This window comes from Legionella steigerwaltii (assembly GCF_001468065.1).
Taxonomy (GTDB): domain Bacteria; phylum Pseudomonadota; class Gammaproteobacteria; order Legionellales; family Legionellaceae; genus Legionella; species Legionella steigerwaltii.
The window spans coordinates 224,757-249,920 of the sequence record NZ_LNYZ01000038.1 but is presented as its reverse complement, the minus strand read 5'-3'; the positions used below and the strand labels follow the sequence as shown (position 1 = coordinate 249,920).

Sequence of the window (25,164 nt, the reverse complement as noted above, 5' to 3'; positions counted from 1 at the left end):
ACTTAAGTTTCAAGGAATGCTTCATGACGAACATCAACAATAATAAAGCTGCATTAGTGACCGGAGCCAGCCATGGAATTGGTCTTGAACTTGCTAAAATTCTTTTAGGTGACGGCTGGGTTGTCTATGGAACAGGGCGGGATGTAAGCAGCTTAGAGGATACTAAAGCGCTATATTCTCGTTTTGTTCCCATTCAATCGGATTTTACTCGCAATAGTGATATCGAACAGGTTGCTAAAATTATTAATGATTCTGGAATACCGCTTCATCTTTTAGTTCAAAATGCAGGAATGAAAAGTCCTCCACGTCCGTTGACCGAATACGATTGTGACAGTATTGACGAAGTTTTTCAGGTTAATTTATTAGCTCCAATGAAACTTACAGCACTACTTGCCGCGCAGATGCCTGAGAAGTCTCGGATTTTATTTGTTACATCAAGAGCAGCGACTCTGAAACTTAAAGAAAGCTCAACATACTGTGCCAGCAAAGCGGGTTTGGATGAAGTAACTGCTATTGTGAGAAAAGAGCTAGCAGAGAAAAATATTGGTGTGTCTTGTGTTATTCCAGGGGAGGTGGATACAAGAATTCAAAAAATTTTAAGAGAAACAACTTCATTTCATTTACATAAAATGTTTGATGAGGCTTATCAGTCCGGTCAATTAATAAGCCCGGAAACTTGCGCGGAATTCCTTAAATGGTTTCTTTGCGACTTATCTTTTGATGAATTTAAACAAAGCAATATGCCTGTTTCCATCTATGAAGAATGGCATCATCCATTTTGGCTTAAAGATAGGAATAAGTTACCTCCTTTTCCTTTCTAATTTGTTTATGAACTTTTACGAGCATTTCCAATAAAAGTTTAACTTTGGAGAATAGATGCTTCGTTTGTTCTGTTCTTTTTTCAAGGCATATTTTCTTATGGGGGATATGCTCTCCTCTCTACAATTGCTTCCTAAAATAGATCCGATCATGCCCTTCTAAATAATTTTTAATTGTGCCTAAATGCTGATAGCCTTGTTTTAAATAAAATCTTTCTGCCTGAAAAGAAAAAGTATCTAATGTCGATGCTGGAATTCCTCGTGTAATTGCTTCGGCTTCAACGCTGTGCAATAGTTCAGCACCGATACCAAGACCACGGTATTCCTCCTTAACCCAGAGGACATCAACATATATTGAGCTTTTATGAGCGTACACAATAGCTCCGCCAATAATAATACCCTCGTTATCTTTCACATAGATTGAGTAACGCTCTGGTTTGGTTCCTGTAAAAGGAGCATTAAAATTTACTATCCCATCACGAATAATTTTATCTTGCTGTTCTAGTAGCTTAGCGTCTATAACAAGCTCTAGTTGGTAATTCATTTGCGCTTGATTCATGAGTTACATCTTCTATTAGTTTGAATACAATAAATCATTGACAACTTCCATAGTAATTTCGGGTAGTTTTTGCGTTTGATCAATACACTCTTGAATGGTTATAACCGCTTTTCTAATTTCATTGGGTAACATCTCAGATGGGGCATTTTCGCCTGGCCAAGAAGCATCTCGAGTAGCTTTATCAGGCCAACGAGAATAGGCAAGCCACATACCATCGTTAGTTTTATGCAGGCAAGAACCTAATGCACCGCGATATTGCACAAAATAGGAAGCGACCTGATGCCAGGCCTTTTGATACTCCATCTCAAGCTCAGGCTTAATAAAAGCTCGGTAAATAACAGCAAAACATTTTTTTGAAAGCAACTTAAATTGTTTGAGTGCTTCTTCAGGCGTTATATCCTGGGCACCCAAAACTCCCTCCGCTTTGAATATGTTTATACCTTTGGGAATTGAAAATTGGGACGTAAAATACATCTGATCAAGACCTATTCCAAAAGCACAATGCTCATAGCCTAGGACACGAAAGTAATTAATTGGCCGCTGGTTTTCATTAGCTAAGACATAGTTTCTGAATTTTGGATTATAAAATCCATAAGTCATGTAGTAATGAATACCTTGGCTTTCAAGATGTTGAATGATTTGCACCAAATTCTGGTGCAGTTTTTCAGGCGAATAAAGTTCAATATACATCCCAGCTTTTTCAAGCGTCGAATGTTCATTCTCTGGATAAGGAGGATTCAGTGCCACAAAATCACCAGGTGTCGCAATCGAAATCACGTCCATAAAATCACCACTTCTGAATGAAACTTGATTCGCATTAAGAAGGTTAGATACTCGGTCAATCTCACTCAAGAACATTTCTAGGGACAAATTCGCATGCTCAAGAAATCGATTAGCATTTTTTCCTTCAAAGAGTTCACCTTCGCGATAGATAATATTCAATTCCTTATCATAAAAAAGGATTCCGCCCCATGAATGATTAATGATGAAAGGGAGCAGTAACGCTTTTTCTTCATCAGTTGTTTGGTTGTAATTCCCAATCACTTCAAGGAAAAAATCTTTCTTCGATAGGGAGGCATCATATTTTTCTATTAAGGCAGTATAAGAAGTTTTGACAAGAGCAGGGTTATCTTTAATTAAAAGAAGTGTATTAATCAAAATTTTATTGCTGTCATTGATAATATATTCTTCTGCAACGCCAATCTCCATTGCAGCCAGACTCCAAGAAGCAGAACCTGCAAAAGGCTCAATGGCTTTCTTGTATTTTTGGCCCTTACTATTTGCCAATAATACAGAGAAATGCTCATTCAACCAGCTAGTATCAGGGGACATATGCCCTGTCAAATCTGGAAGAGTAAGGTTCCTATTTCCCAGATAATGGAGCGGTCCCCCATGATTTTGATTTAATTGAATAGAATCTGAGCTCATAATAGCCACTATGTGGTAAATACAACTATAGAGTCGCACATTTTAACATGAAACAAAAAATTCCTTTATTCTTTATTACTAATTAAGTATTGACCCTCACGTTGCGTGATAGCTTAGAATCATCAATTAAGGAGATGATGCTTATGAACTATTATCAAATTAAAGAAATCAGCCAAATGACCTCTCTCTCAATTCGATCATTGCAATACTACGATGAAGTAGGTTTGTTAAAACCAACAAAGCGCTCTGATTCTGGCTATCGTTTGTATTCTGAAGCTGATTTACTCATTTTACAACAAATTATCACTTTAAAATTCCTTGGATTTTCTTTATCTACCATCAAAGAAATCATTGGGAATCCAAACTTTAATCTGGCTGCATCAATGAGCCTTCAAGCACGCGAATTGAGCGAAAAGGCTAATAAAATAAATGAAGCAGCCTCTTTGTTAACTTACATTGCCAGTCAATTGGAAATAAACCAGCCAATCAATTGGCAAAGTAGTGCAAAAATTATTGAAATATTGGAGTTAAATACTATGAGCGATCCTGTATTAAAAAAATATCAAGCAGCTAGTGAATCAGAGTTAGGTAAAAAATCGGACTACGATTCCACCTACAATCCTAATCGGCTCTATCCTATCCCCAGAGCGGGTAAGCGGCAAGAAATTGGCATTGATCCTGCTCATCCGCCTTTTGTGGGTTTTGATTGCTGGAATCATTATGAAGTTTCCTGGCTCAACGAGAAAGGAAAACCGGTGGTCGGGATTGGTGAAATTTTTTATGATTGTAACTCGCCAAAGCTCATCGAATCCAAGTCATTAAAATTATATTTTAATTCATTCAATAACACCAAAATAAAAAGTATTGATGAGTTAGAGAATACGATTAAAAAAGATTTGGAGGCACGTGTTGAATCACCAGTTTTAGTTAAAATTTATTCCTTGGAACAAGCGAGTCAATACGCTGCATCACAAATGTTGACGGGCGAGTGCATTGATCACCTCGATGTCGAGTGCTTTGTCTATTTGGTTGAGCCATCGTTTCTTAGTGTTCAAGATGTGGTGGTGGAAGAACAGTTGTATTCTGACCTTTTAAAATCAAATTGCTTAGTCACCAATCAACCGGATTGGGGAAGTGTGTACATCGCTTACAAAGGAAAAAAGATAGATAGGGAAGGCTTATTAAAATACCTTGTTTCCTATAGAAACCATAATGAATTTCATGAGCAATGCATAGAGCGAATTTTTGTGGATATTATGAATTATTGTAAACCTGAAGTATTAACAGTTTATGGACGTTATACCAGACGTGGAGGATTGGATATTAATCCCTATCGCTCCAGCAAAAATAATACTTTTGATAGAAAAAATATCCGACTCATTCGACAATAAATAATGACTTAATGATCTATCCAAGCTCTTAATTTTCCAGAAAATCGGCCTTGTCGGCGCAATGTTATTAATGCGATTGGGTCGATGCTTTTAATTAGGCGATACTCGCCCAACACCGCATGAATAGACCAACACTGCTGAATAATTGCAATAATTTCAAACAAATGCACAGATGACTCTATCGATAGCCAATTTTTAAAACAAGCTTCCTGCAATTGCCTATATTGACTGGTTGATAATTTTAAAAATTCTGTTACTCGATACAAACAATTAACGAATGAGAAAAAAGGATGAGTAATAACAACTTCCCCTAAATCAATCATCGTGGTTTGATGAGTATGGGGATTCACTAAAATATTTTTACCGTGAAAATCTGCATGGCCAAAAGTATCAGGTACTTTAAAACTGGCTAATTGCTCACAAAAAGTTCTTAATTTACCATCTAAACTTTTTAATTGTTTTAATTCTTCTCGGGTTAATCCATCACCAATCAATAGCTCTTCTTCACATAGTAATTGCTGATAAAGTTTTGGCAATTGCTGCAGGCGCCAATCTGGGACACCTAAATCAAGAAACAAGCTTATTTTATCTGCGGAGTTTATTTGCAGCATTGTGTAATGATGCATCATATCAATTAAAAGATTGGGCTTAACTTCCTGTTTAAAGACCTCATGCAAAGAAATGCCAGCATCTTGCATTAAAAAACAGTGAAGTTCTTGATTATGAGCTATGATTTGCGGAACAGGGGCATTGAATTGTTTCTGCAATAGCTGAATGACATTGGCTTCTAATGACAATGCAGAAGGCACTTTCTTCAAATAGACCAACCCAAAATTTGTTTGAAAACGACACACTTCTGACCAAGCTGTATCGAGAATTATTTCGGGTATCAAGGTTTCAAGTTGATATCCTGAATCGTTTAAGGCACTGAGTGCCCATTCTATGTGAGGAGTCTTCATAATCATTGTCTATGATCCTCGATCACTTCATAAATCGTGCGTAATGCTCTTTTTGCTTCAAAATTCATCTCGGTTTGTTGGTTAACAAGATACATCATTGCTTTCCATAAAGCCCAAGTACGTCCTCGTGCCCAAGTGTCTGGATCAAGTTCCAGGGTTTCTAAAAAAATGCTTCGACTTTTTCCTTCAAATAATGTCCAGGCAATAGCAAGATCGCAAGCAGGATCGCCGATGGCGAGTTGGCCAAAATCGATAACTGCACTTAATTTTCCTTGAGAAAGTAACAAATTGCCAACACTGACATCACCATGCACCCAAAGGGGTGGATTCTGCCAAGAAGTTGATAATGCTTTTTCCCAAATTTCTGTTGCAGCACGGAAATCTATAGTGTCCTTCAAATCTTCGATGGCTTTTCGTGTTTCTGAATCATAAACTGCTAAATCACCACCGCGATAAAAACTCTGAGGACCCGCAAGAGGTCCACCCATTGAGTTGATGCTTTGGAGCGCCTTAAGAAATAGAGCTAAATCATGTGCAAACTCAGATAAATCATTAATGGGAGTAGCTGCTGCCGTTTCCCCAGGAAGCCAACGATTAATGGACCACTTCCAAGGATACAGTTCATTGGGTTTTCCCATCGCAAGTGGGGCGGGTATGGGAAGAGGAAGAAGTGGGGCTAATTTGGGTAACCATGTTTGTTCTTTTTCCACTTGCCCTGCGTATTCGGCGCTACTGGGCATGCGAATGAGCATTTCTGTACCTAAATGAAAGGTTCTATTGTCCCAACCGCTATTGTTTACAGTTTGAATAGGTAGCTGACCCCACTGTGGAAATTGTTGCGTAATGAGCTCACGTACTAAGGCTGCAGTAATATTTATTTTGGATTGTGTATTCGTCATTGTTGCACCATAAAATCGATATTCTACTTCATCAAGCAACTTGCCTGACTCACTTGCTTTAATGTATTCATCTTCAATAATGCCACCCATTTTTTCAGCAATTTTCCGGCTAGAGATATTTTGTCTTACAACAGGATATTTTAGATAATCATAAACCATATTAGTTTCAGCCCAGGTTTTTAATAAATTCATCGCTTCAAAACCATAATGAAATCCATGAGCACTTTTCTTTAACCAAATGCCTAATTCAGGTGTCTTTGTATTTGCTTGGTGTAGGCAAGCATATCCTAAAAAATTCTGGTTCTCTTTATTGATGATGACCAATGCGATTTCTGAGCCTGCTTGCATTTTAATTTGCTGTTCAGAAATGTGCTGATTAATTTCCTCTTGTGTTTTCGGAGCACTTGGCCACATGTGCTCTGTAATTTCAGCAGTAAATTCTTTACATAAATCTTCTGCATATTTTAGTGAAACAGGAATTAACTGAAGTCGTTCGGATTGTAAGGTGAGATACAGATAGTTAGGCATAGAATACTTACTCGTAGAAATTGTTATCAATGATTTGTTTGTTATTTTAGCAATGAGTATCTTCTCAAGTGAATGCTTGTAAGAGAAAAACATTGCTATTTTTCCCAAAACTAATTCTTCTGTTAGATTAAAATAATAATCACGTATTCGATACTCACGTAGTTCTACGTATTGATGCATCTTATGGCCTATTTGTATAATTATTATATCATTTGGATTTAGGAGATTAGTAAGAATGAATCAACCTCAACGAATTTTTATTATTGGTCATCATGGTGCTGGTAAAGGATTATTAGCTAAGTCTGTGGCGCAATCTTTAGGGTGGCAATTTGTCGATGCAGATTTAGGGTTAGAATCTCATGTTGGACGACATTTGTCTGAAATACTTGGAAGCCCCGGAAGTGATGTTTTTTATGAGTGTCAGTTTGACATATTAAAGTCCCTTTGCACGCAAGAGCACATTGTCGTAACTACCGATTCCAGTGTTGTTCTAGCTTTAAAAAATTGTCAATTATTGCGAAATGAAATGACTGTATTTTTGGATGTGAGTACTCCGGTTCAAATCGAGCGTACTGCACGCAATCCAGCAAATTTATTGCCTATACCAAGTTTGAGTGATTTTTTTGATCAATTACATGACGAGCGCGATAGTTTATATAAAGAAGTGGCTACACTGACTATTCATGGTGATGATGGCAAATTAGAAGAGCATACGCGTTGTATTGCGAAGGCTATTTTGGGAAATGAAAAAATGCTGCCCAAAAAAACAATTTTGGAGAAAAAAGATTTCACATTATACCATAAAGTATGTCATACGAAAGTTGATTTATCTGAGCAACAAGCCATATACCTTAAGTTGTTGGCTCAAGGAAAAACGGCTAAGGAAATTGCGCGTGAAGCCCATGTTTCTTATAGGACAGTCGAAGGAGTTATTGCTAAATTAATGGATTCGTTAGGATGTTCTTCGAGTAAAGAATTAATTGCTTTATATCATGAACAACCATAAAGCTAAACCTATCTCTTTAAAAAGGCTCTAAAATGGATAGGATGATGTAATGCTAACTCTCCTGGAGTATCTATGCCAAAATATGATTCACCTTATTTACAACATCTTATTGAGGAATTAGCTGTAGCGACTTCTACAGAAGAAAACGATCAAATTTGGCAAAGGGTTGAAACACCCATTATTGAAGATGTTCCAAATCAGCCAGAGCAGTGTTTGGTCACTTTTTTATATAGAGAGGAAAGCGATAAAAAAACAATTTATTTGTGGTCTACATTTACTGGATTACCTTGTTCTTTGCAGAGTCAATTTAAAGCTATTCCAAACACTGATATTAGATACTTAACTTTGATATTGCCGCGCACTTTTCGCTCTTCGTATAACGTACTCATTGTTGATGAAGATACCCCAAAAGAGGAATTCCCAGAACAAGAAAATACTAAAAGCCTCTACCCCGTTCCAACAGGAAAATTCAAAGAATCACAAATGTTATTAATGCACTTATTTAATCAAGGCTGCGTTCAAACTGATCCAAGAAATAAACGGGAAATAACCTATTATATGGATTATGACAATCCCGGCGAATTTTTTGGCAAGGAATCCATTATTGAGCTACCTAATGCACCAACTTTTGTAACTGATTGTTCTTTAGATAAAGCAAAGGAACATCCTGAGCGATGTAAAAAAGAACATCGATTTTTTTCTTTCGAGCTGAACTTCTTGGAAACTCGTTTAAAAAATGTTCCAGGCTATTACGAAAATCCTGAGCAATCGATACGAAAATATTGGGTCTATTTGCCTCCTGATTACGATAAACAGGCAACACCTTACCCTATGATTTTATTTTTAGATGGTAGTGATTATTTAAATCCCATGCCGGCACCGCTTATTTTAGATAAGCTCATTCAAGAGGGAAGTATTCCTCCTTGTGTTGCAGTATTTCTGGAATACTCAAGCATTCATCGTATGCATGAATACAACTGTAATGACGCATTCACCTCATTTTTAGGGCATGATTTTATTCCGATGTTACATGATAAAAACCAATTAAATATCACTCAAGACGCAAGATTAATAACGATTGTTGGGCAAAGTGCCAGTGGCTTAGCTGCTTTTTATGCCGCTTTAACCAAACCAACTGTGTTTGGCAATGCTATTGCTTTATCACCTTCCTTGGAAATGCAAAAATTGACTGATTTAGAACAAAAGATTGAACAACACCATAAAGAAAATCCTAATATGCAATTTATTTTTGATATTGGTACTTATGAAACGATTCCGGTAGACTTAGAATTCGAAGATGGCTCTACTCAATCTATCGCAACATTTGAAGCTAATCGAAGAATTGCTGATTTAATGGAAAAGAAAGGAATGCTTATCCATAAGTCTGAATTTATTGGCGGTCATAATTATGGTTGTTGGTGTGCCAATTTGCCTGTTCATATAAAAACCATTTTTGAACACAGGAAAGTGGCAATCCCATCACAACAAAACAAATCAGTTATAATAAACAAAATTTAACGCTAATGGGTCGAAATGATGCGCGACTGCGAATCTTTACAGCCATTGATTGTACTCATTACGGGTGCATCTGGGGTTGGAAAAACAACATTGCTTAAAGAAATCGAACAGCAATATCCTCAGGAGATCATTTCTTCTCATTTTTTTGATAGCATTGGTGTTCCCAGTTTTGATGACATGATCCAACAATACGGCTCAACCGAAAAATGGCAAGAGGTCACTACAAGATGCTGGATTGAGCGTTTAAGTCAGATTCATGATAAAAAGCTGATTTTCCTAGAGGGGCAATTTAATCCAGAATTTGCTTTAGTACCACTTAGAGAGCAGGGTATAGAAAATTATTTACTGATTTGTTTGCATACGGAGCAAGCCATACGAGAGCATCGGTTGAGTGTACTTCGCAATCAGCCTGAGTTAGCAGATGTCCCTATGAACAATTGGGCTCTATTTCTTAAAAAGAAAACTGTTGAGATGGGTGGCATTATTCTCGATTCTTCGCAGGATAACATCAATACGCTTGCCATGGAACTTATGGAGTTGGTTAGGAAAAAACGGCAGTTCAAGATTGAGTGTAAAGAGATTTCACTTTCTTATCCAGGATTGTCCAATCTCCTTAAACCAAGCGTTGGATGCCCAACACCTGAAAAAATGAAACAGGTACTTCTATCTTATACTCAACTTGGCCAGTATCTTATAGGGGCGTTTTTAAAAAATGACTTGGTTGGTGTGATTGGTCTTCATTTAGAGGAGAGTTTTGCCATAATCAGACATATTTCGGTAATTGAAGCATATAGAAACCAAGGAATAGGTAAGAACATGCTGATATATGTACTCAATCATTTTCCAATACAAACGCTTCGCGCTGAAACAGACGATGAGGCTTACGGTTTTTATCAGCAATGTGGATTTCGATGTGAGGCATTTATAAATAAGCACGGTAAACGTTACACCTGCTATTTAGACAAACAATCTTAGAGGGCTAGAGATGCGCCGTGGAGAATTAAATTATTCTGATGAACAGCTGATGGATTTTTTATATCAAGGCTACCAGATTATGGCCTCAGAGCTCCATTTTGTTGAGGTGGGGTCTTTTTATGGATTTGTTATTTCGACGAATACGACTAAAAAATATTTTCTAAAAGTTTATCCTGAAGGCCAATCGCTGGTTCCAATCCATCCTACGATTGAATCACTCAACCAGACCGGTATCGCTTTAAATCGATTCAGAAACGAATTTGGTATGAAGAACTTGTCCTATATGATTTCAGATGTTCAGGGCCATTATTGTTTTAGGACCAATGAATTGATTTTGACATTGTTTGACTACATTGAAGGAATTCATCCAGCCTATTCGCCCAATCAGCTTTTGGCCGATAAAATGGCTACTCTTCTATTTCAATTACATCAAATTCCAGTTCATGAGTTCTCATTTTTTGAGACAGAACATTTTGATATCAATTATGCGTTAGGAATAAAGGATTGGATTAACAATTCAGTTGAGGTGATTGAGGAAACGCATGCAGAATCGATGTTGTCCCAACTGGAGTGTTATAAAAAGCAATTGTTACAAGGACTATCTCAATTACAAGAATGGAAAAAGAAGTTCACTCAGCAGCCAGTCCCTTTTGCTCTAACTCATGGTGACCCTCACCACTATAATGTACTACAAACTCCTTTTGATGTTTGGTTGGTTGATTGGGATGGAGTTAAAATTGCACCAATTGAGAGAGACCTTTGGCATTATGAACAGGCTCCATTGACTGAGTTCTATTTAAAACTGAATCCCAACTGTAGCATTAACCATGAATTGTGCCGGTTTTACCAACTTCAACGATTTTTTGGGGATGGACGCTATTATCTTGAACAGGTTTTGACTGGAAAAAATAGAACTGCTCAGCAGTCAGAAGAGGACAAAAATACTTTTTTAACTCATTGGGGATGGTCATACTGCGTGTAGTATTAGAGCATGTAACCTTAGCCAAGAAAATTATATTTCACTCTCCTGGATTTACTTCTTAGGCAACTAAATTCCAGATTATTAATCTGATTGATGTGAGTTAAATAAAATTGAAAAATCGTTTGCTTAAGGTCTGTATCTCCTTTTTGATAACGGGTTACTAAAATCAACAAGGCTAATAATCGCTCTTCATTGATGGGTGAATACAACAATTCTTGTAACAAAGAAAAGGGTAGTAATGATTGATAGCATTTGGCGACTTTTCTTAAATCAGGGACGCTTACACCCATAAATTGGTCATGCTCTGCATAATCTCCTGGTCCCGTTTTATAATAGATTGCTTTTTGCTCCGAATCAGGTTTTTTGAGTAACTCGAGCTCGCTTCTAAGTGTTTTGAGTGACTCCATCATTTCGATTTTATTTAGAGTTGTTGTCATAGTTAATGTCTTATGTTGGTTATTTTATGCCTATGTATACTGCACTTTCATGAGGCTTTTTATAGAGCTCAAAATCAGTGAGGTAGGTTCTTTCGTATATTGATTTTTTATTAAAATAGCTCCAAATAGTTTGCCAGGCATTAATGATTGCTGAGGGATTAGGACCGATTGCTTCAAAAACCAGATAGTTGCCCGCTTTTATAGCGACTCTATCTAAGTTCGTAGCTTTAGATTCATTCACAATTTCTATTCCCGCGGTGACTGTATAGTACCCTGATGAGTCGGACTCATAATGGTGGTATACGCCATAAACCGGCTTTTCTTGTTGTGCTCTGATGTTTGAATCAAAGAATTGTTCCCATAGTTGAGGCAGTCTTGCCGTTTGAGGATTAAACTCTTCTTCATTTTTTGTTCTTACACTCATTCCAGTTACTGTAAATTCTTGAATCTGAGTCAATTGGGGGATAATAACAGTCATACCGTTCTCCAAATAGAAGTTTTAATTAATATAAGCCTGCATGGCATTCGCAATGATGCGTTTGTCCTCTTCAGTGATTTTTAATAATCCAAAACGAAAGGGGTATCCCCAATTCTTGTTATTTTTTGTCAATTCAAGTGATTCAATGAGCGCGTGTATGGGAACATCAAATCCTTTATTGGCCCAAAGTACATTGCGTCGAAATGGAAAAAAACCATTGCCCATATCTACCTGGTAGGGGTCACCAGGTAGAATGATTCCAAGTGCTGTAAATGCTTGCAATTTCTCAATCCCTTTAAAGTGCAGAGTTGGTGAGTAATAGATGATGCAATCACCTGCTTGTATTTTTTTTAGAGGCGCAAGTTTACCGTGGCAAACTTGCATAAAGCCTCCTTCCACTCCAATCCGTACGTGGGACGCGCAGGCGACAGCCAGCCAGTTTTGGTTCATGATCAGTTCTTTGAAAAAAAGCGAATTCGATGACCATCTGGGTCGCAGGTTACAAACGTGTAACCAAAATCCATTGGTGTTGGTTCTTGTATCATTTTAAAGTTCTTAGTTTGATAATTTCTAAAAAGTTCATCAACGGCTTGTTCATCGGGAACCAAAATGGCGAGTTCGCTACCGCCACCCAATGCAGTTGGTGCGGGTAACGCAGAATTTTGAGACCATAATCCCAATCGCAAACCGGATTTTAATAGAAACATGGCGTAATCAGGCTCAGTGTGGATAGGCTGGGCATTGAGCAATTCTGAGTAAAAATGAGTACTGTTATCTATATTGCTCACATAAAATAGAACTAAATTGGGGTCGAATGTCATGATTTCTCCTGTTTTTTATTTTTCGTTAAATTCATTGGAGAATATAAAACAGACTCATGACAGTTTTTGTCAGTATCATTCAATAGGATTGGGGAATATTATGTAGGGTGCGCCACTTCTTTAAAAGGGATTGTCGGCGTTCGGAATATTTTTGTTCTTTAATGGATACTTGAAGAATTCTATCGGTTCTGAAGTGACGGAAGTCCTGCCTTAGCTCACACCAACCCACCATGAGATGAACTTCCTCAAAAAAGCCGAGCGCAATAGGCCAGAGTATTCGTGTCGAATGATTGTTTTGGAGATCTTGATATTCTAATTCGATTTTTCGTTCTAAACGTATCGCTTTGCGAATGAGAATAAGATCACTATCCTTACTTTCGGCACATTTTCCTGGGGGAACTAAGAGTCCTGAAGTTTCTAGTTGGTGTTTTAATTCAGTAGGAAGGAGTGCTGAAATTTTTGCAAGCACATTTTGAGCTGCGATTTTAAGTTGAGTATCCGCTCGTTGTGCAACCCAACGTGACCCTAGCACCATTGCCTCAATTTCATCATCTGAAAACATCAAAGGAGGCAACATAAAACCAGATTTAAGCACATAACCAACACCGGGCTCGCCTTCAATTGGCGCGCCTAAGGATTGTAAGGTTATTATATCTCGGTAAAGAGTCCGTAGGCTCACGCCTAATTCTTCTGAAAGATTTTTGCCGCTCACGGGTAATCGATGACGTCGTAGTAATTGAATTAAATCAAATAAACGTTCAGTTCGAGACATTATTGTAATAAATACTGCTGCCAAATCATGTCAGTAGTGTATCATGAATACTTATAGAACTAATAATTTGCTTATTATGATTATTCTAATAGCAACAAACCTTGGGTTTAATGCATGCCCTCAAGAAACGCTTTAAAGCCACCTGCGATCGGGCTATTCTGATTGGGATAATAGGCTTGGTAGGCCTGTCGATCAACACTTAGCATAAACTGATTAGATGCGAGTATATTCCAAAACAGCCGGATTTGTTTGGCTAAAAGGAACGCACTTGATAGCTGTTCCTTTGTCGCTAATCCTAACCATTTTTCGAGGCAAGCATCTTGAAGTTTCTGGTATGTTGAATCACCTTCTGTTACTCCATAGTGAGTAATCGATTGTTCTAGACAGGTATGTAACGAAAAAAATGGATGAATGATCGCGGTCTCTCCCCAATCAACAAACGTCATTCTTTTAGTAATTGGATCAAGAAGAACATTCTTATCATGAAAATCGTGATAACCTATGGTTTCAGGAATCCTAAAGCTTGCTAATAATTTGCACTGCGCTGAAAATTTCGGACTTAGACTGTGTAATGTTTGCAATTCTTTATCCGTTAGACCCTCTGCTTTTAAAAAAGCAGTTTGCTTTAACATGTGATCATAAAGAAAGGGTAATTGATTTAATCGCCAATCAGGTACGCCTAGTTTGAGAAATGTCGCGATACATTCTTCTGCGCTGAGTTGGATTGTGGCATATTGCTTTATTGCTTCGCATAATAGCTTTGGCTTGAAGTTGGTTTTAAGCGTTTGACGCAAAGAAATACCCGCATCCCTCATTAGAAAACAATGTAAATCCTCATTAATTTCAATTATATCGGGCACATTGGCATGGAATTGGGATGACAATACTCGAATGATTTTGGGCTCATTAGATAGAAAAAGAGAGGGTGGTGTTTGTTTTAAATAAAAATTCTCTGTTGATGTTGCAAATCGGATCACATGAGACCACGGTGTTGACAATACAATTTCTGGTGAGTGCTCTATTGAGTAGCCATTAGAAACCAGGTAATCGGTTCCCCATTTGAAAAGTGGTAGTAGATTATTCATTTTTGGAAGTTAAAATGCATAAAAAATGACGAGAAAAATATAAGTCTTACTTAACATAAAAAACTTCCCTTTAAATAGTTACCAAGAGAATATTATACATAAAAAAGCGAGTCTCAATAGAATAGTAAAAGCAGGATAAAATAATGGAACAGTAAGATGATTTACCTATATCCGTGGTATAAACAAAAGGATAATGGATTAATTCTTAGTTTGCTTATTCAACCCGGTGCCAAATGCAATCAAGTAGTAGGTGCTGTTGGAGAGGAACTAAAGATAAAAATCGCGGCACCTTCTATTGAAGATAAAGCCAACATGGAATTAGTGCGATACCTGTCTGTCTTATTCAAAGTCCCTAAAAGTCAAATTAAAATAAAGAGAGGCCTTAAGTCTCGACACAAGATCATTGAAGTCATTGGTTGTGGTGTTGATGCTCTTCAGTGGTGTAAAATTAAAGAATGATTTTAAATAATAAGCCTAAAATGCTGGATACAACAATAATTGAGAACAATTGGCGCTCTCGTGGCTTTAGTTTTGAGCTTTGGGAAGATCCCCCAGGTCAAATTTGGAAGGATTTTAGGCATGAAACGGATGAGTTATTCATGTTGCTTGAAGGTGAAGTTATTTTAACCGTGGGCAATAAAACGTTAAAACCTGCTATTGGAGAAGAAGTATTGATTCCAGCAGGAGTAGATCATACGGTTCAAACCAGTTCCACCACAGGAAGCCGTTGGTATTATGGTTACAAAATAAGAAGGTAAGGGAATGACACAAAAGAAAATATCATTAGAAAATGATGCTGTTCTGCAATTCATTGTTGATGAATTAATATCTTTACATCATTGCCATACAATTATTTTATATGGCTCGCGCGCACGAGGAGACTTCGCAGTAACCAGTGATTATGATGTTGCAGGGATTAGGGAAAAAGGAGATAAGCAACGAATAGCACACTTTGATGAAGCACATCAAGTTTATCATGATATTTTTGTTTATCCTGAGAATGCTTTTGATTCAATTTCTGATGAACATTTATGTATGTCAGATGGCATCGTTGTTCTTGAAAAAGCTCATTTTGGCACAGAGTTATTAAAAAAACTCTCTGCTTTTTTAATATTGCCTGAGTCCCTCCCTCCTGATGAAATTACAGCACGTAGAGTGTGGTATCAAAAAATGCTGGCAAGGGCGTATACTAGAGATTTAGAAGGAAAATATCGCCATATTTGGTCAATCTTCACAATTCTAGAGGATTATTTTGTATTCAAAGAATTGCGTTATCAAGGTCCAAAAAAAGCATTCAAGTATTTAGAAACACACGATCCAGAGACTTTATCATTATTTGATGAGGCCATAACGAATATCGATAATTTGGATGCCTTAAATAGGCTAATTACAAGAGTTATAAAGATAGACAAAACGTAGGATAATTATGCCAGAATTAGATATTGAAATTATCAAAGATAATCCAGAGTACTTTCTTGTGAAAAGGCATCTATTATTTTTATTTAGAGTGCCTAGTAATGAAATTTAATATTTATATTAAAATTTTGACTGCGTTCTTTGTGATTTTTTTAATTCTTGTTTTGGCATTTTTTAAATATTTAAAGTCAGTTGAGACAAAGATAGTTGTTAATGCTGGAAAAACGACCTCGCAAGGGCTTTTAATTAGTTTAGAAAAAGAGTTAATTAATAACCCGAAATCAAACTGGGATGCGATAATAAAGAAGAAAACAGATAATGTTATTCATCTTATAGCAATCGACAGTCTAAAACTCACCCTGGTGCAGAATAATCAATTAAATAATGGTGAAATCATTTTTTTATCAGGTACAACCTATCAATTTCTAAACGAGGTCATTGTAGAACATACTGCGTATAAAAAAATTGGTAATACCCCATATGCATTAGCTTACAATTTTTCAGATCCTGGCGAAATTATTTTTAATTATATGAATCCTGTTTTAAAACAAATCGTTCAACATTTATTATCAAAATCAAAAAATACCTGGAGTAATGAACTATTACATTTAGAAAAAATATATGGTTTCCCTCTTCATGTTTATAAAACTAAAAGTAAATACTTACCAGGTAATATAATTAATTCTTTATCAACAAAGCGTCTAGTATTTGAAACCAATAAAAACTCGTCACAAATTGTTATTCTCTATTATAGTTTTAGTGGTGGAATACTCAAAATTGGCCCACTAAGCTATCTACCAGTTATGGCAAGAATCAGCGATGTTATGTATTATTTTATAGGAACTTTCTTTTTTATATCCCTTTGTCTTATTGCCTTATTTTCATTGCTTTTTGTTAGAAATATGAAAAAGGTGTATCAGATAACTAAAAATTTCAGTCAAGGGAACTTTGATTTTCATCGGAAAATAGGTGCTACCTCTGTTTTGTATGGGCTGTATAGGAATATCATCCAAATGGGTGAGCAATTAAAAGAACTGATTGAATCACATAAACAATTGTGCCGGTTTGTCGCGCATGAAATTAGGACCCCTTTGTCAACCATACAAATGGCGACGGATAGTATCAAAAGGAAAAACGCTGAAGATGCATTGCTCAATAAACAGATAAACAGCATACAAGAAGATATTGCAGATATGAATCGGCTCGTCAGCACTTTTTTGATTTACTCAAAAATGCATGCAAACGAATTGAAATTAAAACAGTCTGAGACCGATATAATAGTATGGTTAAGAAAGTTATTAGAGTCTTATTCTTCCTCAACATTTGAAATTACATTTCATTCTAATGAGTTAAATTCTTTGAAAGCATACATAGATGAAAATATTTTAAAACACGCTGTTACCAATTTGATTACAAATGCCATGAAATTTGCAGAGCACACTATTTCTTTAACCATTTCGCTGGATAATAGTCATATTTTACTTCACGTAGACGATGATGGCCCAGGCTTGCCGGAGGAGGGTGCGGATGACATTTTTTCTGAATATACAATTGCTGAAGACGCAGGAATTGGAGATAAACATATTGGGTTAGGATTAGCTATTGTTAAAAAAGTTGTTAATCTCCACGGAGGAAAGGTCATGTCTACACAATCACCGATATTAAAAGGTGCTCGATTCACCATAGTACTTCCAATATATTCCTAATGATTAAGATTTTAGTTTTGGAAGTTGGTCCTCAACTGTAGCATCTTTTGAAGTATCCATCTCTTGTTTCATCCCAACCAGTGAGTCGATAACCGCTGTTAACTGGAGTTTTGCATTTTCAAAACGTTTGGGGATAAATTCATCTTCCTCACCATCAATCGCTTCTCCAGTTCCAATGCCTTTTTCAAGAGCGCTGATAACCACACTAAGCTCTGATTCAAACGCCGATAATAGTTCATTACTCCCCGTTGCAGATTGCAAGATTCCATGCAATTTTTCCACTACATCTTCAGGAATATAAAGAGTGCCTTCACTGCATTTGCTATATTCACGTTTCGCAATAGGTAATGAAAGTAGTTCATCAGCCTTGTGTTGACTCATCTGAAATATTTGTCTAACAGATTGTTTTAGTTCTATGGGAGTTGGTGGCGAATTGCTAGATTTCAAAGATGCGAGAAGCTTATCACTAGCAGTTACTCTTCCATCTTTGCTATGATCTTGCGCTGTCTCGATAGGAGTCTGTCCTTTTTCATTTCGCACTTCAAGACTAGCACCACACTCTAATAACTTTTTAATGAGATGTAACGGCTCTTTTCTATAATTATAAAAATTCTGTACCGCATAGTGCAAAGCCGTCATGCCTTTTTTATCAGCACTATTAATATCAGCGCCATGTTTTAATAATAAAGCAATGACGCTATCATTACTTGGGCCACCAATAAGGACTTTTCCACAACTTACCATTGCCAGGTTTAACAAAGCCTTATTAGCTAGAATTGACTCTAGCAAGTCTTCATGACCTTTAAATACAGAAGGTTCTTTTAAACCTAAGAGAAGTTCTAGTACCTCTCTATCTGTCAGTTGTTCTATAGGGTCCGCCCGACCTAAGATATGACGGACACGTGTTAAATAATTTTCTTGTTCTTTACCTAATATTTGATTTTCCTGTTCAACAAACTTTGAAACATCTTCTCCTTCAAATCGCAATTCTGGAAAACCCTCAATTTTCTTTAAATCTTGAATGTTTAGAATATCTCGATTTAAAGCGATTTTTGCTATCAGTTCATCGCTACCGTCTTTACCTAGCATTGCACGTGCATATTCTATGGTGTTCACTTTTAATTCTTTAGCTGTTTGTGTTGAGGCAAATAAAGATTTTCGAACGGCAACTTGATATTCACCATGATGAAAAATAACACTGTTTCCAGCCTTCCAAATATTTCCTGCCATCGATGTGATAGGGGATGCCGGCGAAAGGGATCGGAAGCCGGTCTGTACATCTTGCGCATTCCATGGTCCAGTTCCACCAAACGTGATTTCTGGATGTTTCACTGATACTCTTTCTAAAAATGTTTTTTCCTGTGAGTTTGCTGCAGCATTAAGTTGATTGTCTGTATTACAACCTTCTAAAGTCACAAAAACTTCACCATGATGTGCGGGCAATGCTCGTTTAAAACCATGTAATAAATTATCAAAATTATCATCATATAACTGCTCACTTGGGCCATGGCAATTACCCATACCATATTCGCCACCACCAGCATGGCCCATAATAAATAATTTTGGGTTCTTCTCAAATATATTGTCTAGTTCTTCCGGTAAGTCTCGTTTGAGTTCATCCAAACTACTATAGATTTTTGGGGATTTATCACACTGATCGAAAAAATAATACTTCAAATCAGAGCCTTCTAAATAGACGCCAATTGGAACAAATTGCTTGAACCGTTGTTTTAAGTGAGGATTTATCACCACACCTCTCTGATTTTCAGGCAGTGGATGATCTGGATCTGGTTTATATATTAAGATTTCTATTGCAGCGTCTTTCATGGCTCATCTCGACTATTACTTAAAATAATAGGTTGATTTTATCAAAAACACTCAGCTCAAATGTATATATATTGTACAAACGTTCTAAAATGATACTTTTGTCGAGGGTAAATGATTATAGATTTGCGATATATTTGGTGAAGCTTTCATCACTGGACGAAAAATCTCAAGGTCGAGGCAAAAGAATTTTTTACTATTTTTCATAAGTCTTACATAAGATCGGTGGCTGTGATCAGTATTTATTCCCAAGCCGCTGATACAAATACATATCCTTTTTTATGAATTGTTTTTATACGATAGGGCTTTTTATTATTATCATTCAATGCTTTTCTTAAACGTGATATTTTTAAATCGATACCTCTATCAACCCCATCATATTCATGCCCAGAAAGAGCATACATAATGCTATCTCGACTTAGCAACCTATCATGGTTCTTAACCAACAAAGCAAGCATTTCAAAGTCACTGGTACTTATTGAAATTTCTTCATCAAAGAGATGAACACTCTTAGTACTAAAATTGATAGAAAAATTGCCAAATTGAAATTGATTTTGATTATTAACTAAATTGGGTCGACGTAACAATGCCTCTATTCTTGCTTTCAAAACCTCGTCTGCAACAGGTTTAGTTAAGTAGTCATCTGCTCCTAAATTTAAAGAGGATACTTCACTTTCAATATCATTAATTGCTGTTAGCATGAGTATTTTCCCCAAATACTCATCTCTAATGGTATGGCATATTTGATCACCATTCATGCCAGGAAGCATTATATCTAATATTACTAGGCACGGTTGCTCACGAATGATGCGATAGACCGCTCTATCACCACGTTTTTCAATAGAAACATCATAACCTGCTTCTTGTAAGCTTTCTTTGAGGTAATTGGCTAACTTAACGTTATCTTCTACAAGCAATATTGATTTATCTTTCATTCGTTCTGTCTAAGCCTCTTTAAATAAGAAAACTCTCTAAACAAATTTAGTCTGAATTGATTTTTAAGTTCAGTGTTACATAGATATCAGTAGGTAAGCAAACACACGGTGCATCCGTACATTTTATATACAATTGATCTGTTTTAACTCGATATAATGATAGCTAATGGGCGAATCTGTGGAGATAAATTATGAGCGCTTATGTTAAAAATTTTGATGAACATAAAGAAATCAAATCTTCACGTGACATTTGCAAATCATTAAAACCGGTTCCCACAGCATATATGGACAATAAACATTGTGAGCATTGCTATCCCGAAAAACGTTCTCATTTTCGAAGAAAATTTTTTAATTTATTCCATTATTTTATATTCAATCCATTTATCTATCTTTTATCTAAACTCTTTCTCCTATCAGAGCATGATTTTTTACGATTCAATAACCTATTAAATCAGTTGGTCATTAATATTTTTCAAAAACTAAAACTATATACCAAGACTCAGACCATTGATAGGAAACAATTCAATAACAGTGTCCTTGCATTTTGGGATGAAGCACAAAAAAGAGGGCTAGAGCTGTATAATTTTAAGGAATCTAACTTGCATACTCTGTATTTTAAGTTGGTCTACAATAGGAAAAAATATTATTTCATACAGACTCCAATCTCTCTTATTTCTCAAAAAAATACACGCTTTGATGAGGATACTAAATATGATAATAAATGGATCCTCAAGAAAAAATTATTAGATAGCCAAATTCCCTGTCCCTTAGGGAGGGTTTTTATTTCCAGCAAAAAAGCCTACAACTATGGCATTTCATTGGGATTTCCTCTTGTGGTTAAGCCATTATCTGAATCTCTAAGTATTCACACTTCATGTACTATTCAAACTCCAAATGAATTAAAAAAAGCGATAAACATAGTAAAGCAAGTTGATTTTCGCGTGCTGGTTGAAAAACACATACCTGGGGATGTTTATCGGTCATTAATTATTAATGATTCATTAATCGCTTGTGTGAGGAGACAACCTGAGAGCATTGTTGGCGATGGTGTAACTACACTTCAAGAGTTAATTGATAAAAAAAATAAAGTTACGTGGAAAGAAGGTCATGGTAAATATCCATATAAAATTACTCCAAATAGCAACTTGATAAACATTTTGTCAGCCCAGGGAGTTGCTCTTAATACGGTAATAAACAAGGGACAACAAATCTTTATTGCAAAAAAAGTTACTATGAGTAGTGGTGCAAAAATCAGTGATGTTACCGATCTGATACATCCTGAGAACAAACTATTATTGGAAAAAGCACATAAAATCCTCAATATACCGCTTACGGGTCTTGATTTTATTTGTCAGGATATTTCTCTTCCATGGCATAAGCAACAATTTGGAATTATTGAAAATAATAGTTTCCCTTACATTGAATTACATCTCAATCCGTCTGATGGGAAAGGAATTAATGTAGCAGGTAAAATTTGGGACTATGTACTCGATGTTTTAAGTCAAAAAAACGAGTAACCCAATAAATGTACATTTTATATACAATTGGGTTTTTTTAACTCGGTATAATAACAGATAAGTAAATCTTTATTCGGATGAAACCATTATGAACTTGCACTGGAGTATTCTCATGAAAAAAGACAAAGAAAAGCATCGGCCTGTCCTTGAATCCATAACGGCAGATGAACCCCAAACCTCTTCTATAGCATTAGCTTTACAACAATTTAGAAAGGAAGCAGAAAAAAAAGAGGCTGCTGAGGAAGGTGCAAAAGTACGCTGTCCGACTTGTTTTAAAGAAATCGCACCTAAGCGCCTTTGTTCAGGACATGGCGCAGGTGGTAACGGAGGTGATAGTGCCACCTCTGATAAGAAGACATCTGAGGAAAAAGCGAGTCCTGGTGAAGATAAATTCCTAACTAAATCAGGCAAAGTAGTTGGGTCTGAAGATGAATTGGTAGGAGTGTTTGGTTCAGAAGAACTTGATTTAGAGTCTGGTTTTGACCCAGAAATAATTGAAAAATTAATTGCTGATGGGAAATTGTTGGTTGATAGTGATCGTGAATCAATGACTCTTAAGCTTGAATTACAATGTGATCCTAATGAATTAACTCCAAAGCAACGACATGAATTAAAAAAATTCATGGAAGCGATTATAAACGAATTCAGTGAATTTAAAGAAGAAAATCATCTTTCTGATGATTGCATACAAATCCTTCAAGATGAGGAGGGAAACATACGTTCTCTTCGCATTACCATGCCCACATTAGCTTTATACGATGCATTTATCCAACAGCTAGCAAATAATTTAGTACCCGTACCCAGTCCGAAAGCACAAGAAAGAGATGAAGTAACAAAAGAGCAAAGCTTTGCTCCAAGTCCACTTTCGAGAGAACCCAGGCCGTATAATAAAGATCAATCCTCCACACAAGAAGCTAATGAGATACATAATAAATCTGAAGATGGGGAACAAGAAATTTTTAACCCCTCTCCTTTTAATATGAAGCCGTGGTAATAAAGAGCAGAGGTTTATTGATTATTGAAAAGAACTATTCAAGATCCCCTTTCGTATCCAATAATACGATTACGTAATTGGGAAATATCATTTTATGCTTTCTCCAAGACGGAGCCCTTAAGTCTTGACCCAAGAGCGTTGAGGTCATTGGTTGTAGTGTTGATGCTCTTCAGTGGGGCGTCGATTTATAACTGATATTTATTTTCTGGTTTTCTTATTTATCTGATTGAATGGTGTAGCTTTTTAGGCTATGATTGAAGCTTAGTTGGCTTCAATATAAAAATCATGTTTGATACTTCAATATTGTTTTCTGAATATCGGCGGCGTGTGCTGGCACTTTTATTGCTTCATCCTGATGAGCGTTATCATGTCCGAGAGATTGCGCGGTTAACGAATACCACAGCGGGTACACTTCATCGAGAACTATCCAAACTTGCTAAATCCAAAGTACTTCTGCGCGAGCAGAGTGGTAATCAAGTTTATTACCAAGCAAATCGAAATTTTCCTATTTATACGGAGCTTACAAGCATTTTAAAGAAAACGTCTGGTTTGGTGGATGTGTTGTTTGATTTTTTAACTCCATTAGCTGAAAAAATTGAAGTAGCTTTTGTTTTTGGTTCGGTGGCCAAAGGAACTGAAAACCTTGGAAGTGATATTGATGTGCTTATTATTGGTGAGGTTGATTTTACAGAAGCAGTTGAGGCTCTTTATGCTGCTCAAGCTAGTTTAGGGAGAGAAATTAATCCCAAAATATATTCCAGGGAACAATGGAAGGCATCTTTACAAAAACAAGATCTTTTCATTCAGGAGGTTTTAAATAATCCCAAGCTATTTATTATGGGAGCTGAACATGACCTTGGATAATTTAATTGGCATCACCCTGGAAAAAATACCACCTCACCCAGATACCATAAATCGGCTTTTGAATGCTGCTGAACGTAATATTGTGGATTCAAAAATTGACTTGGTTAGCGCGGAGAATCGCTTTGATGCTGCCTATAAAGCAATTATGCAAATAGCAAATGCAGCACTTCAATCTCATGGATATCGAACCTTGACTTCTAAACCAGGACATCATCAAACGATGATTCAGTTATTGCCTCAGACTTTAGGTATTGATAAAAAAACAGTGATTATATTGGATGCTATGCGTAAACAACGCAATATTGCAGATTATTCTGGCGATATTATTCCTGAGAGTGCAGTAATAACTTGTATTGCTCAAGCAGAAGCATTGTTAAAAGATTTTAAAAAATGGCTGAGTGTTAAAGATGGAAAACAACAGTGATGTAAAGCAACAACTCAATGAATGTCTTGAGGTACTAACAAAGATTTTAGGCGCAGATCTTTTGGGTGTTTATCTTTATGGTTCTTATCTTGTAGGTGGTTTGCAAAAATACAGTGACATTGATTTATTTGTTGTAACAAATCGTACTACAACCTCAAAAGAAAAGATGAAGTTGACTACCCATCTTCTCCAAATATCAGGCATTTACATGAAAAGTACAAAGCCACCTATAGAAATGACCCTTGTGGAAAGGGAGGCTATCAATCCTTGGCATTATCCTCCTCTGTTTGATTTTCAATACGGTGAATGGCTTCGTCCATCATTTGAAATGGGTAGTTTTGAACCATGGCCTGGTCGTGAAATGCCCGATCTTGCGCTGATTATCACTCAAGTCTTATTAAAGAGCCATACATTGCTGGGTGAAAGACCTGAACATCTATTAGCCCCTGTCCCATATAGCGACTTTATAAAAGCGATGCTTCATGATCTTGGGAGACTTTCAGCTGAGCTTGAACAGGACACTCGAAATGTATTACTAACCTATGCACGGATTTGGAGTACATTAGAAACTAATGAGATTCGATCGAAACCTGATGCAGCCGATTGGGTAATTGAGCGTCTACCTAAAATGTACCAGCCCGTCATGAACAGAGCGAAACAAATATGCATTGGTTTGGAAGACGAATATTGGGATGATATTAATGTGCTTATAAAACCCTGTGCTGATTTTATATTAACTAGAATTACGGATCAAAAGTTATCAATAAATCTAAAAGATCCTTGCACCTTAATAAAGTTAGCCTAGATAGAGGGCAGGAGACTAAGATT

At 36.5% G+C, this 25,164-nt stretch carries 27 protein-coding genes; 15 read left to right on the top strand and 12 right to left on the bottom strand.

The genetic code is table 11. The features are described from left to right. The first annotated feature begins 23 nt into the window (after positions 1-23). Positions 24-821, top strand: a complete 798-nt coding sequence (locus Lstg_RS16150) for an SDR family oxidoreductase (RefSeq protein WP_082650877.1) — start codon at positions 24-26, stop codon at positions 819-821. Between the two features lie 118 nt (positions 822-939). Here the strand turns inward: Lstg_RS16150 and Lstg_RS16145 are convergent, their stop codons facing one another. Together Lstg_RS16145 and Lstg_RS17610 are read right to left on the bottom strand one after the other, a co-directional pair. Beyond that, complete coding sequence (locus Lstg_RS16145) at positions 940-1,377, bottom strand: GNAT family N-acetyltransferase (protein ID WP_058478629.1); 438 nt, start codon at positions 1,375-1,377, stop codon at positions 940-942. Positions 1,378-1,392: 15 nt separating this feature from the next. Next, entirely contained in the window at positions 1,393-2,805 is a 1,413-nt protein-coding gene (locus Lstg_RS17610; protein ID WP_082650876.1) for a DNA adenine methylase, read from the bottom strand. A 134-nt stretch (positions 2,806-2,939) separates the two neighbouring features. Here Lstg_RS17610 and queF point away from each other — a divergent pair, with 134 nt between their 5' ends. Then, on the top strand, positions 2,940-4,196 hold the full coding sequence (gene queF / locus Lstg_RS16135; protein ID WP_420798094.1) for an NADPH-dependent 7-cyano-7-deazaguanine reductase QueF: 1,257 nt from the start codon (positions 2,940-2,942) through the stop codon (positions 4,194-4,196). A gap of 8 nt (positions 4,197-4,204) precedes the next feature. Here the strand turns inward: queF and Lstg_RS16130 are convergent, their stop codons facing one another. Beyond that, positions 4,205-5,161, bottom strand: coding sequence for an aminoglycoside phosphotransferase family protein (locus tag Lstg_RS16130; protein ID WP_238585462.1), 957 nt, complete (start codon positions 5,159-5,161; stop codon positions 4,205-4,207). Beyond that, a complete protein-coding gene (locus Lstg_RS16125; protein ID WP_238585461.1) occupies positions 5,158-6,762 on the bottom strand; it encodes a GNAT family N-acetyltransferase in 1,605 nt (534 codons plus the stop codon). Before Lstg_RS16125 ends, Lstg_RS16130 begins: the two co-directional genes overlap by 4 nt. Before the next feature lie 55 nt (positions 6,763-6,817). Between Lstg_RS16125 and Lstg_RS16120 the strand changes: the two genes are divergently transcribed. The 4 genes from Lstg_RS16120 (at position 6,818) to Lstg_RS16105 (ending at position 11,063) form a co-directional block, all read left to right on the top strand. Beyond that, positions 6,818-7,588 (top strand): shikimate kinase, encoded by a 771-nt coding sequence (locus Lstg_RS16120; protein ID WP_058478628.1) that lies wholly within the window; start codon positions 6,818-6,820, stop codon positions 7,586-7,588. 72 nt (positions 7,589-7,660) lie between these two features. Next, positions 7,661-9,106 carry an alpha/beta hydrolase gene (locus Lstg_RS16115; protein ID WP_058478627.1) on the top strand — a complete coding sequence of 482 codons (1,446 nt, stop codon included), beginning with the start codon at positions 7,661-7,663 and terminating at the stop codon, positions 9,104-9,106. A 15-nt stretch (positions 9,107-9,121) separates the two neighbouring features. After that, complete coding sequence (locus Lstg_RS16110; RefSeq protein WP_058478626.1) at positions 9,122-10,081, top strand: GNAT family N-acetyltransferase; 960 nt, start codon at positions 9,122-9,124, stop codon at positions 10,079-10,081. A 10-nt stretch (positions 10,082-10,091) separates the two neighbouring features. Then, positions 10,092-11,063 (top strand): phosphotransferase, encoded by a 972-nt coding sequence (locus Lstg_RS16105; RefSeq protein WP_058478625.1) that lies wholly within the window; start codon positions 10,092-10,094, stop codon positions 11,061-11,063. A gap of 17 nt (positions 11,064-11,080) precedes the next feature. Here the strand turns inward: Lstg_RS16105 and Lstg_RS16100 are convergent, their stop codons facing one another. The 6 genes from Lstg_RS16100 to Lstg_RS16075 all read right to left on the bottom strand — a co-directional run bounded on the left by Lstg_RS16100 (position 11,081) and on the right by Lstg_RS16075 (position 14,656). Continuing rightward, on the bottom strand, positions 11,081-11,500 hold the full coding sequence (locus Lstg_RS16100; protein WP_238585460.1) for a DNA alkylation repair protein: 420 nt from the start codon (positions 11,498-11,500) through the stop codon (positions 11,081-11,083). Positions 11,501-11,519: 19 nt separating this feature from the next. Continuing rightward, complete coding sequence (locus Lstg_RS16095; RefSeq protein WP_010655410.1) at positions 11,520-11,978, bottom strand: GyrI-like domain-containing protein; 459 nt, start codon at positions 11,976-11,978, stop codon at positions 11,520-11,522. A gap of 21 nt (positions 11,979-11,999) precedes the next feature. Beyond that, positions 12,000-12,428, bottom strand: a complete 429-nt coding sequence (locus Lstg_RS16090) for an EVE domain-containing protein (RefSeq protein WP_029489149.1) — start codon at positions 12,426-12,428, stop codon at positions 12,000-12,002. Between the two features lie 2 nt (positions 12,429-12,430). Continuing rightward, a complete protein-coding gene (locus tag Lstg_RS16085) occupies positions 12,431-12,799 on the bottom strand; it encodes a VOC family protein (RefSeq protein ID WP_010655408.1) in 369 nt (122 codons plus the stop codon). Positions 12,800-12,878: 79 nt separating this feature from the next. Beyond that, complete coding sequence (locus tag Lstg_RS16080; RefSeq protein ID WP_010655407.1) at positions 12,879-13,571, bottom strand: helix-turn-helix transcriptional regulator; 693 nt, start codon at positions 13,569-13,571, stop codon at positions 12,879-12,881. A gap of 107 nt (positions 13,572-13,678) precedes the next feature. After that, complete coding sequence (locus Lstg_RS16075) at positions 13,679-14,656, bottom strand: phosphotransferase (RefSeq protein WP_058478624.1); 978 nt, start codon at positions 14,654-14,656, stop codon at positions 13,679-13,681. Positions 14,657-14,812: 156 nt separating this feature from the next. On the opposite strand from Lstg_RS16075, the gene Lstg_RS16070 reads away from it, so the two are divergent. The 4 genes from Lstg_RS16070 to Lstg_RS16055 all read left to right on the top strand — a co-directional run bounded on the left by Lstg_RS16070 (position 14,813) and on the right by Lstg_RS16055 (position 17,778). Beyond that, positions 14,813-15,115, top strand: a complete 303-nt coding sequence (locus tag Lstg_RS16070; protein ID WP_058478623.1) for a DUF167 domain-containing protein — start codon at positions 14,813-14,815, stop codon at positions 15,113-15,115. Beyond that, positions 15,112-15,414 (top strand): cupin domain-containing protein, encoded by a 303-nt coding sequence (locus tag Lstg_RS16065; RefSeq protein WP_010655404.1) that lies wholly within the window; start codon positions 15,112-15,114, stop codon positions 15,412-15,414. Before Lstg_RS16070 ends, Lstg_RS16065 begins: the two co-directional genes overlap by 4 nt. Positions 15,415-15,418: 4 nt before the next feature. Next, a complete protein-coding gene (locus Lstg_RS16060) occupies positions 15,419-16,075 on the top strand; it encodes a nucleotidyltransferase domain-containing protein (protein ID WP_058478622.1) in 657 nt (218 codons plus the stop codon). A gap of 98 nt (positions 16,076-16,173) precedes the next feature. Then, positions 16,174-17,778, top strand: coding sequence for a sensor histidine kinase (locus Lstg_RS16055; RefSeq protein ID WP_058478621.1), 1,605 nt, complete (start codon positions 16,174-16,176; stop codon positions 17,776-17,778). 3 nt (positions 17,779-17,781) lie between these two features. On the opposite strand, the gene Lstg_RS16050 is transcribed toward Lstg_RS16055, so the two are convergent. Both Lstg_RS16050 and Lstg_RS16045 read right to left on the bottom strand, forming a co-directional pair. After that, entirely contained in the window at positions 17,782-19,605 is a 1,824-nt protein-coding gene (locus Lstg_RS16050) for an ankyrin repeat domain-containing protein (RefSeq protein WP_058478620.1), read from the bottom strand. Positions 19,606-19,844: 239 nt separating this feature from the next. After that, complete coding sequence (locus Lstg_RS16045) at positions 19,845-20,537, bottom strand: response regulator (protein WP_011212550.1); 693 nt, start codon at positions 20,535-20,537, stop codon at positions 19,845-19,847. A gap of 191 nt (positions 20,538-20,728) precedes the next feature. On the opposite strand from Lstg_RS16045, the gene Lstg_RS16040 reads away from it, so the two are divergent. From Lstg_RS16040 to Lstg_RS16020, 5 genes are all read left to right on the top strand, one after another. Then, positions 20,729-22,054 (top strand): hypothetical protein, encoded by a 1,326-nt coding sequence (locus tag Lstg_RS16040; RefSeq protein WP_058478619.1) that lies wholly within the window; start codon positions 20,729-20,731, stop codon positions 22,052-22,054. Between the two features lie 112 nt (positions 22,055-22,166). Continuing rightward, on the top strand, positions 22,167-23,048 hold the full coding sequence (locus Lstg_RS16035; RefSeq protein ID WP_058478618.1) for a hypothetical protein: 882 nt from the start codon (positions 22,167-22,169) through the stop codon (positions 23,046-23,048). A gap of 285 nt (positions 23,049-23,333) precedes the next feature. Beyond that, the gene (locus tag Lstg_RS16030) at positions 23,334-23,912 is read left to right on the top strand and encodes a nucleotidyltransferase domain-containing protein (RefSeq protein ID WP_010655397.1); all 579 of its coding nucleotides are present in this window, start codon (positions 23,334-23,336) and stop codon (positions 23,910-23,912) included. Further along, complete coding sequence (locus tag Lstg_RS16025) at positions 23,899-24,336, top strand: hypothetical protein (RefSeq protein WP_058478617.1); 438 nt, start codon at positions 23,899-23,901, stop codon at positions 24,334-24,336. Before Lstg_RS16030 ends, Lstg_RS16025 begins: the two co-directional genes overlap by 14 nt. Then, positions 24,320-25,141 (top strand): aminoglycoside adenylyltransferase family protein, encoded by an 822-nt coding sequence (locus Lstg_RS16020; protein ID WP_058478616.1) that lies wholly within the window; start codon positions 24,320-24,322, stop codon positions 25,139-25,141. The genes Lstg_RS16025 and Lstg_RS16020 overlap by 17 nt, the downstream gene beginning before the upstream one ends. The last annotated feature ends 23 nt before the right edge of the window (positions 25,142-25,164 follow it).

What these genes read in the sequence shown, in the direction of transcription:
- Lstg_RS16150 (WP_082650877.1), top strand. Translation starts at nt 24, where the DNA reads ATGACGAACATCAACAATAATAAAGCTGCATTAGTGACCGGAGCCAGC.
- Lstg_RS16145 (WP_058478629.1), bottom strand. Translation starts at nt 1,377, where the DNA reads ATGAATCAAGCGCAAATGAATTACCAACTAGAGCTTGTTATAGACGCT.
- Lstg_RS17610 (WP_082650876.1), bottom strand. Translation starts at nt 2,805, where the DNA reads ATGAGCTCAGATTCTATTCAATTAAATCAAAATCATGGGGGACCGCTC.
- queF (WP_420798094.1), top strand. Translation starts at nt 2,940, where the DNA reads ATGATGCTTATGAACTATTATCAAATTAAAGAAATCAGCCAAATGACC.
- Lstg_RS16130 (WP_238585462.1), bottom strand. Translation starts at nt 5,161, where the DNA reads ATGATTATGAAGACTCCTCACATAGAATGGGCACTCAGTGCCTTAAAC.
- Lstg_RS16125 (WP_238585461.1), bottom strand. Translation starts at nt 6,762, where the DNA reads ATGCATCAATACGTAGAACTACGTGAGTATCGAATACGTGATTATTAT.
- Lstg_RS16120 (WP_058478628.1), top strand. Translation starts at nt 6,818, where the DNA reads ATGAATCAACCTCAACGAATTTTTATTATTGGTCATCATGGTGCTGGT.
- Lstg_RS16115 (WP_058478627.1), top strand. Translation starts at nt 7,661, where the DNA reads ATGCCAAAATATGATTCACCTTATTTACAACATCTTATTGAGGAATTA.
- Lstg_RS16110 (WP_058478626.1), top strand. Translation starts at nt 9,122, where the DNA reads ATGATGCGCGACTGCGAATCTTTACAGCCATTGATTGTACTCATTACG.
- Lstg_RS16105 (WP_058478625.1), top strand. Translation starts at nt 10,092, where the DNA reads ATGCGCCGTGGAGAATTAAATTATTCTGATGAACAGCTGATGGATTTT.
- Lstg_RS16100 (WP_238585460.1), bottom strand. Translation starts at nt 11,500, where the DNA reads ATGACAACAACTCTAAATAAAATCGAAATGATGGAGTCACTCAAAACA.
- Lstg_RS16095 (WP_010655410.1), bottom strand. Translation starts at nt 11,978, where the DNA reads ATGACTGTTATTATCCCCCAATTGACTCAGATTCAAGAATTTACAGTA.
- Lstg_RS16090 (WP_029489149.1), bottom strand. Translation starts at nt 12,428, where the DNA reads ATGAACCAAAACTGGCTGGCTGTCGCCTGCGCGTCCCACGTACGGATT.
- Lstg_RS16085 (WP_010655408.1), bottom strand. Translation starts at nt 12,799, where the DNA reads ATGACATTCGACCCCAATTTAGTTCTATTTTATGTGAGCAATATAGAT.
- Lstg_RS16080 (WP_010655407.1), bottom strand. Translation starts at nt 13,571, where the DNA reads ATGTCTCGAACTGAACGTTTATTTGATTTAATTCAATTACTACGACGT.
- Lstg_RS16075 (WP_058478624.1), bottom strand. Translation starts at nt 14,656, where the DNA reads ATGAATAATCTACTACCACTTTTCAAATGGGGAACCGATTACCTGGTT.
- Lstg_RS16070 (WP_058478623.1), top strand. Translation starts at nt 14,813, where the DNA reads ATGATTTACCTATATCCGTGGTATAAACAAAAGGATAATGGATTAATT.
- Lstg_RS16065 (WP_010655404.1), top strand. Translation starts at nt 15,112, where the DNA reads ATGATTTTAAATAATAAGCCTAAAATGCTGGATACAACAATAATTGAG.
- Lstg_RS16060 (WP_058478622.1), top strand. Translation starts at nt 15,419, where the DNA reads ATGACACAAAAGAAAATATCATTAGAAAATGATGCTGTTCTGCAATTC.
- Lstg_RS16055 (WP_058478621.1), top strand. Translation starts at nt 16,174, where the DNA reads ATGAAATTTAATATTTATATTAAAATTTTGACTGCGTTCTTTGTGATT.
- Lstg_RS16050 (WP_058478620.1), bottom strand. Translation starts at nt 19,605, where the DNA reads ATGAAAGACGCTGCAATAGAAATCTTAATATATAAACCAGATCCAGAT.
- Lstg_RS16045 (WP_011212550.1), bottom strand. Translation starts at nt 20,537, where the DNA reads ATGAAAGATAAATCAATATTGCTTGTAGAAGATAACGTTAAGTTAGCC.
- Lstg_RS16040 (WP_058478619.1), top strand. Translation starts at nt 20,729, where the DNA reads ATGAGCGCTTATGTTAAAAATTTTGATGAACATAAAGAAATCAAATCT.
- Lstg_RS16035 (WP_058478618.1), top strand. Translation starts at nt 22,167, where the DNA reads ATGAAAAAAGACAAAGAAAAGCATCGGCCTGTCCTTGAATCCATAACG.
- Lstg_RS16030 (WP_010655397.1), top strand. Translation starts at nt 23,334, where the DNA reads ATGTTTGATACTTCAATATTGTTTTCTGAATATCGGCGGCGTGTGCTG.
- Lstg_RS16025 (WP_058478617.1), top strand. Translation starts at nt 23,899, where the DNA reads ATGACCTTGGATAATTTAATTGGCATCACCCTGGAAAAAATACCACCT.
- Lstg_RS16020 (WP_058478616.1), top strand. Translation starts at nt 24,320, where the DNA reads ATGGAAAACAACAGTGATGTAAAGCAACAACTCAATGAATGTCTTGAG.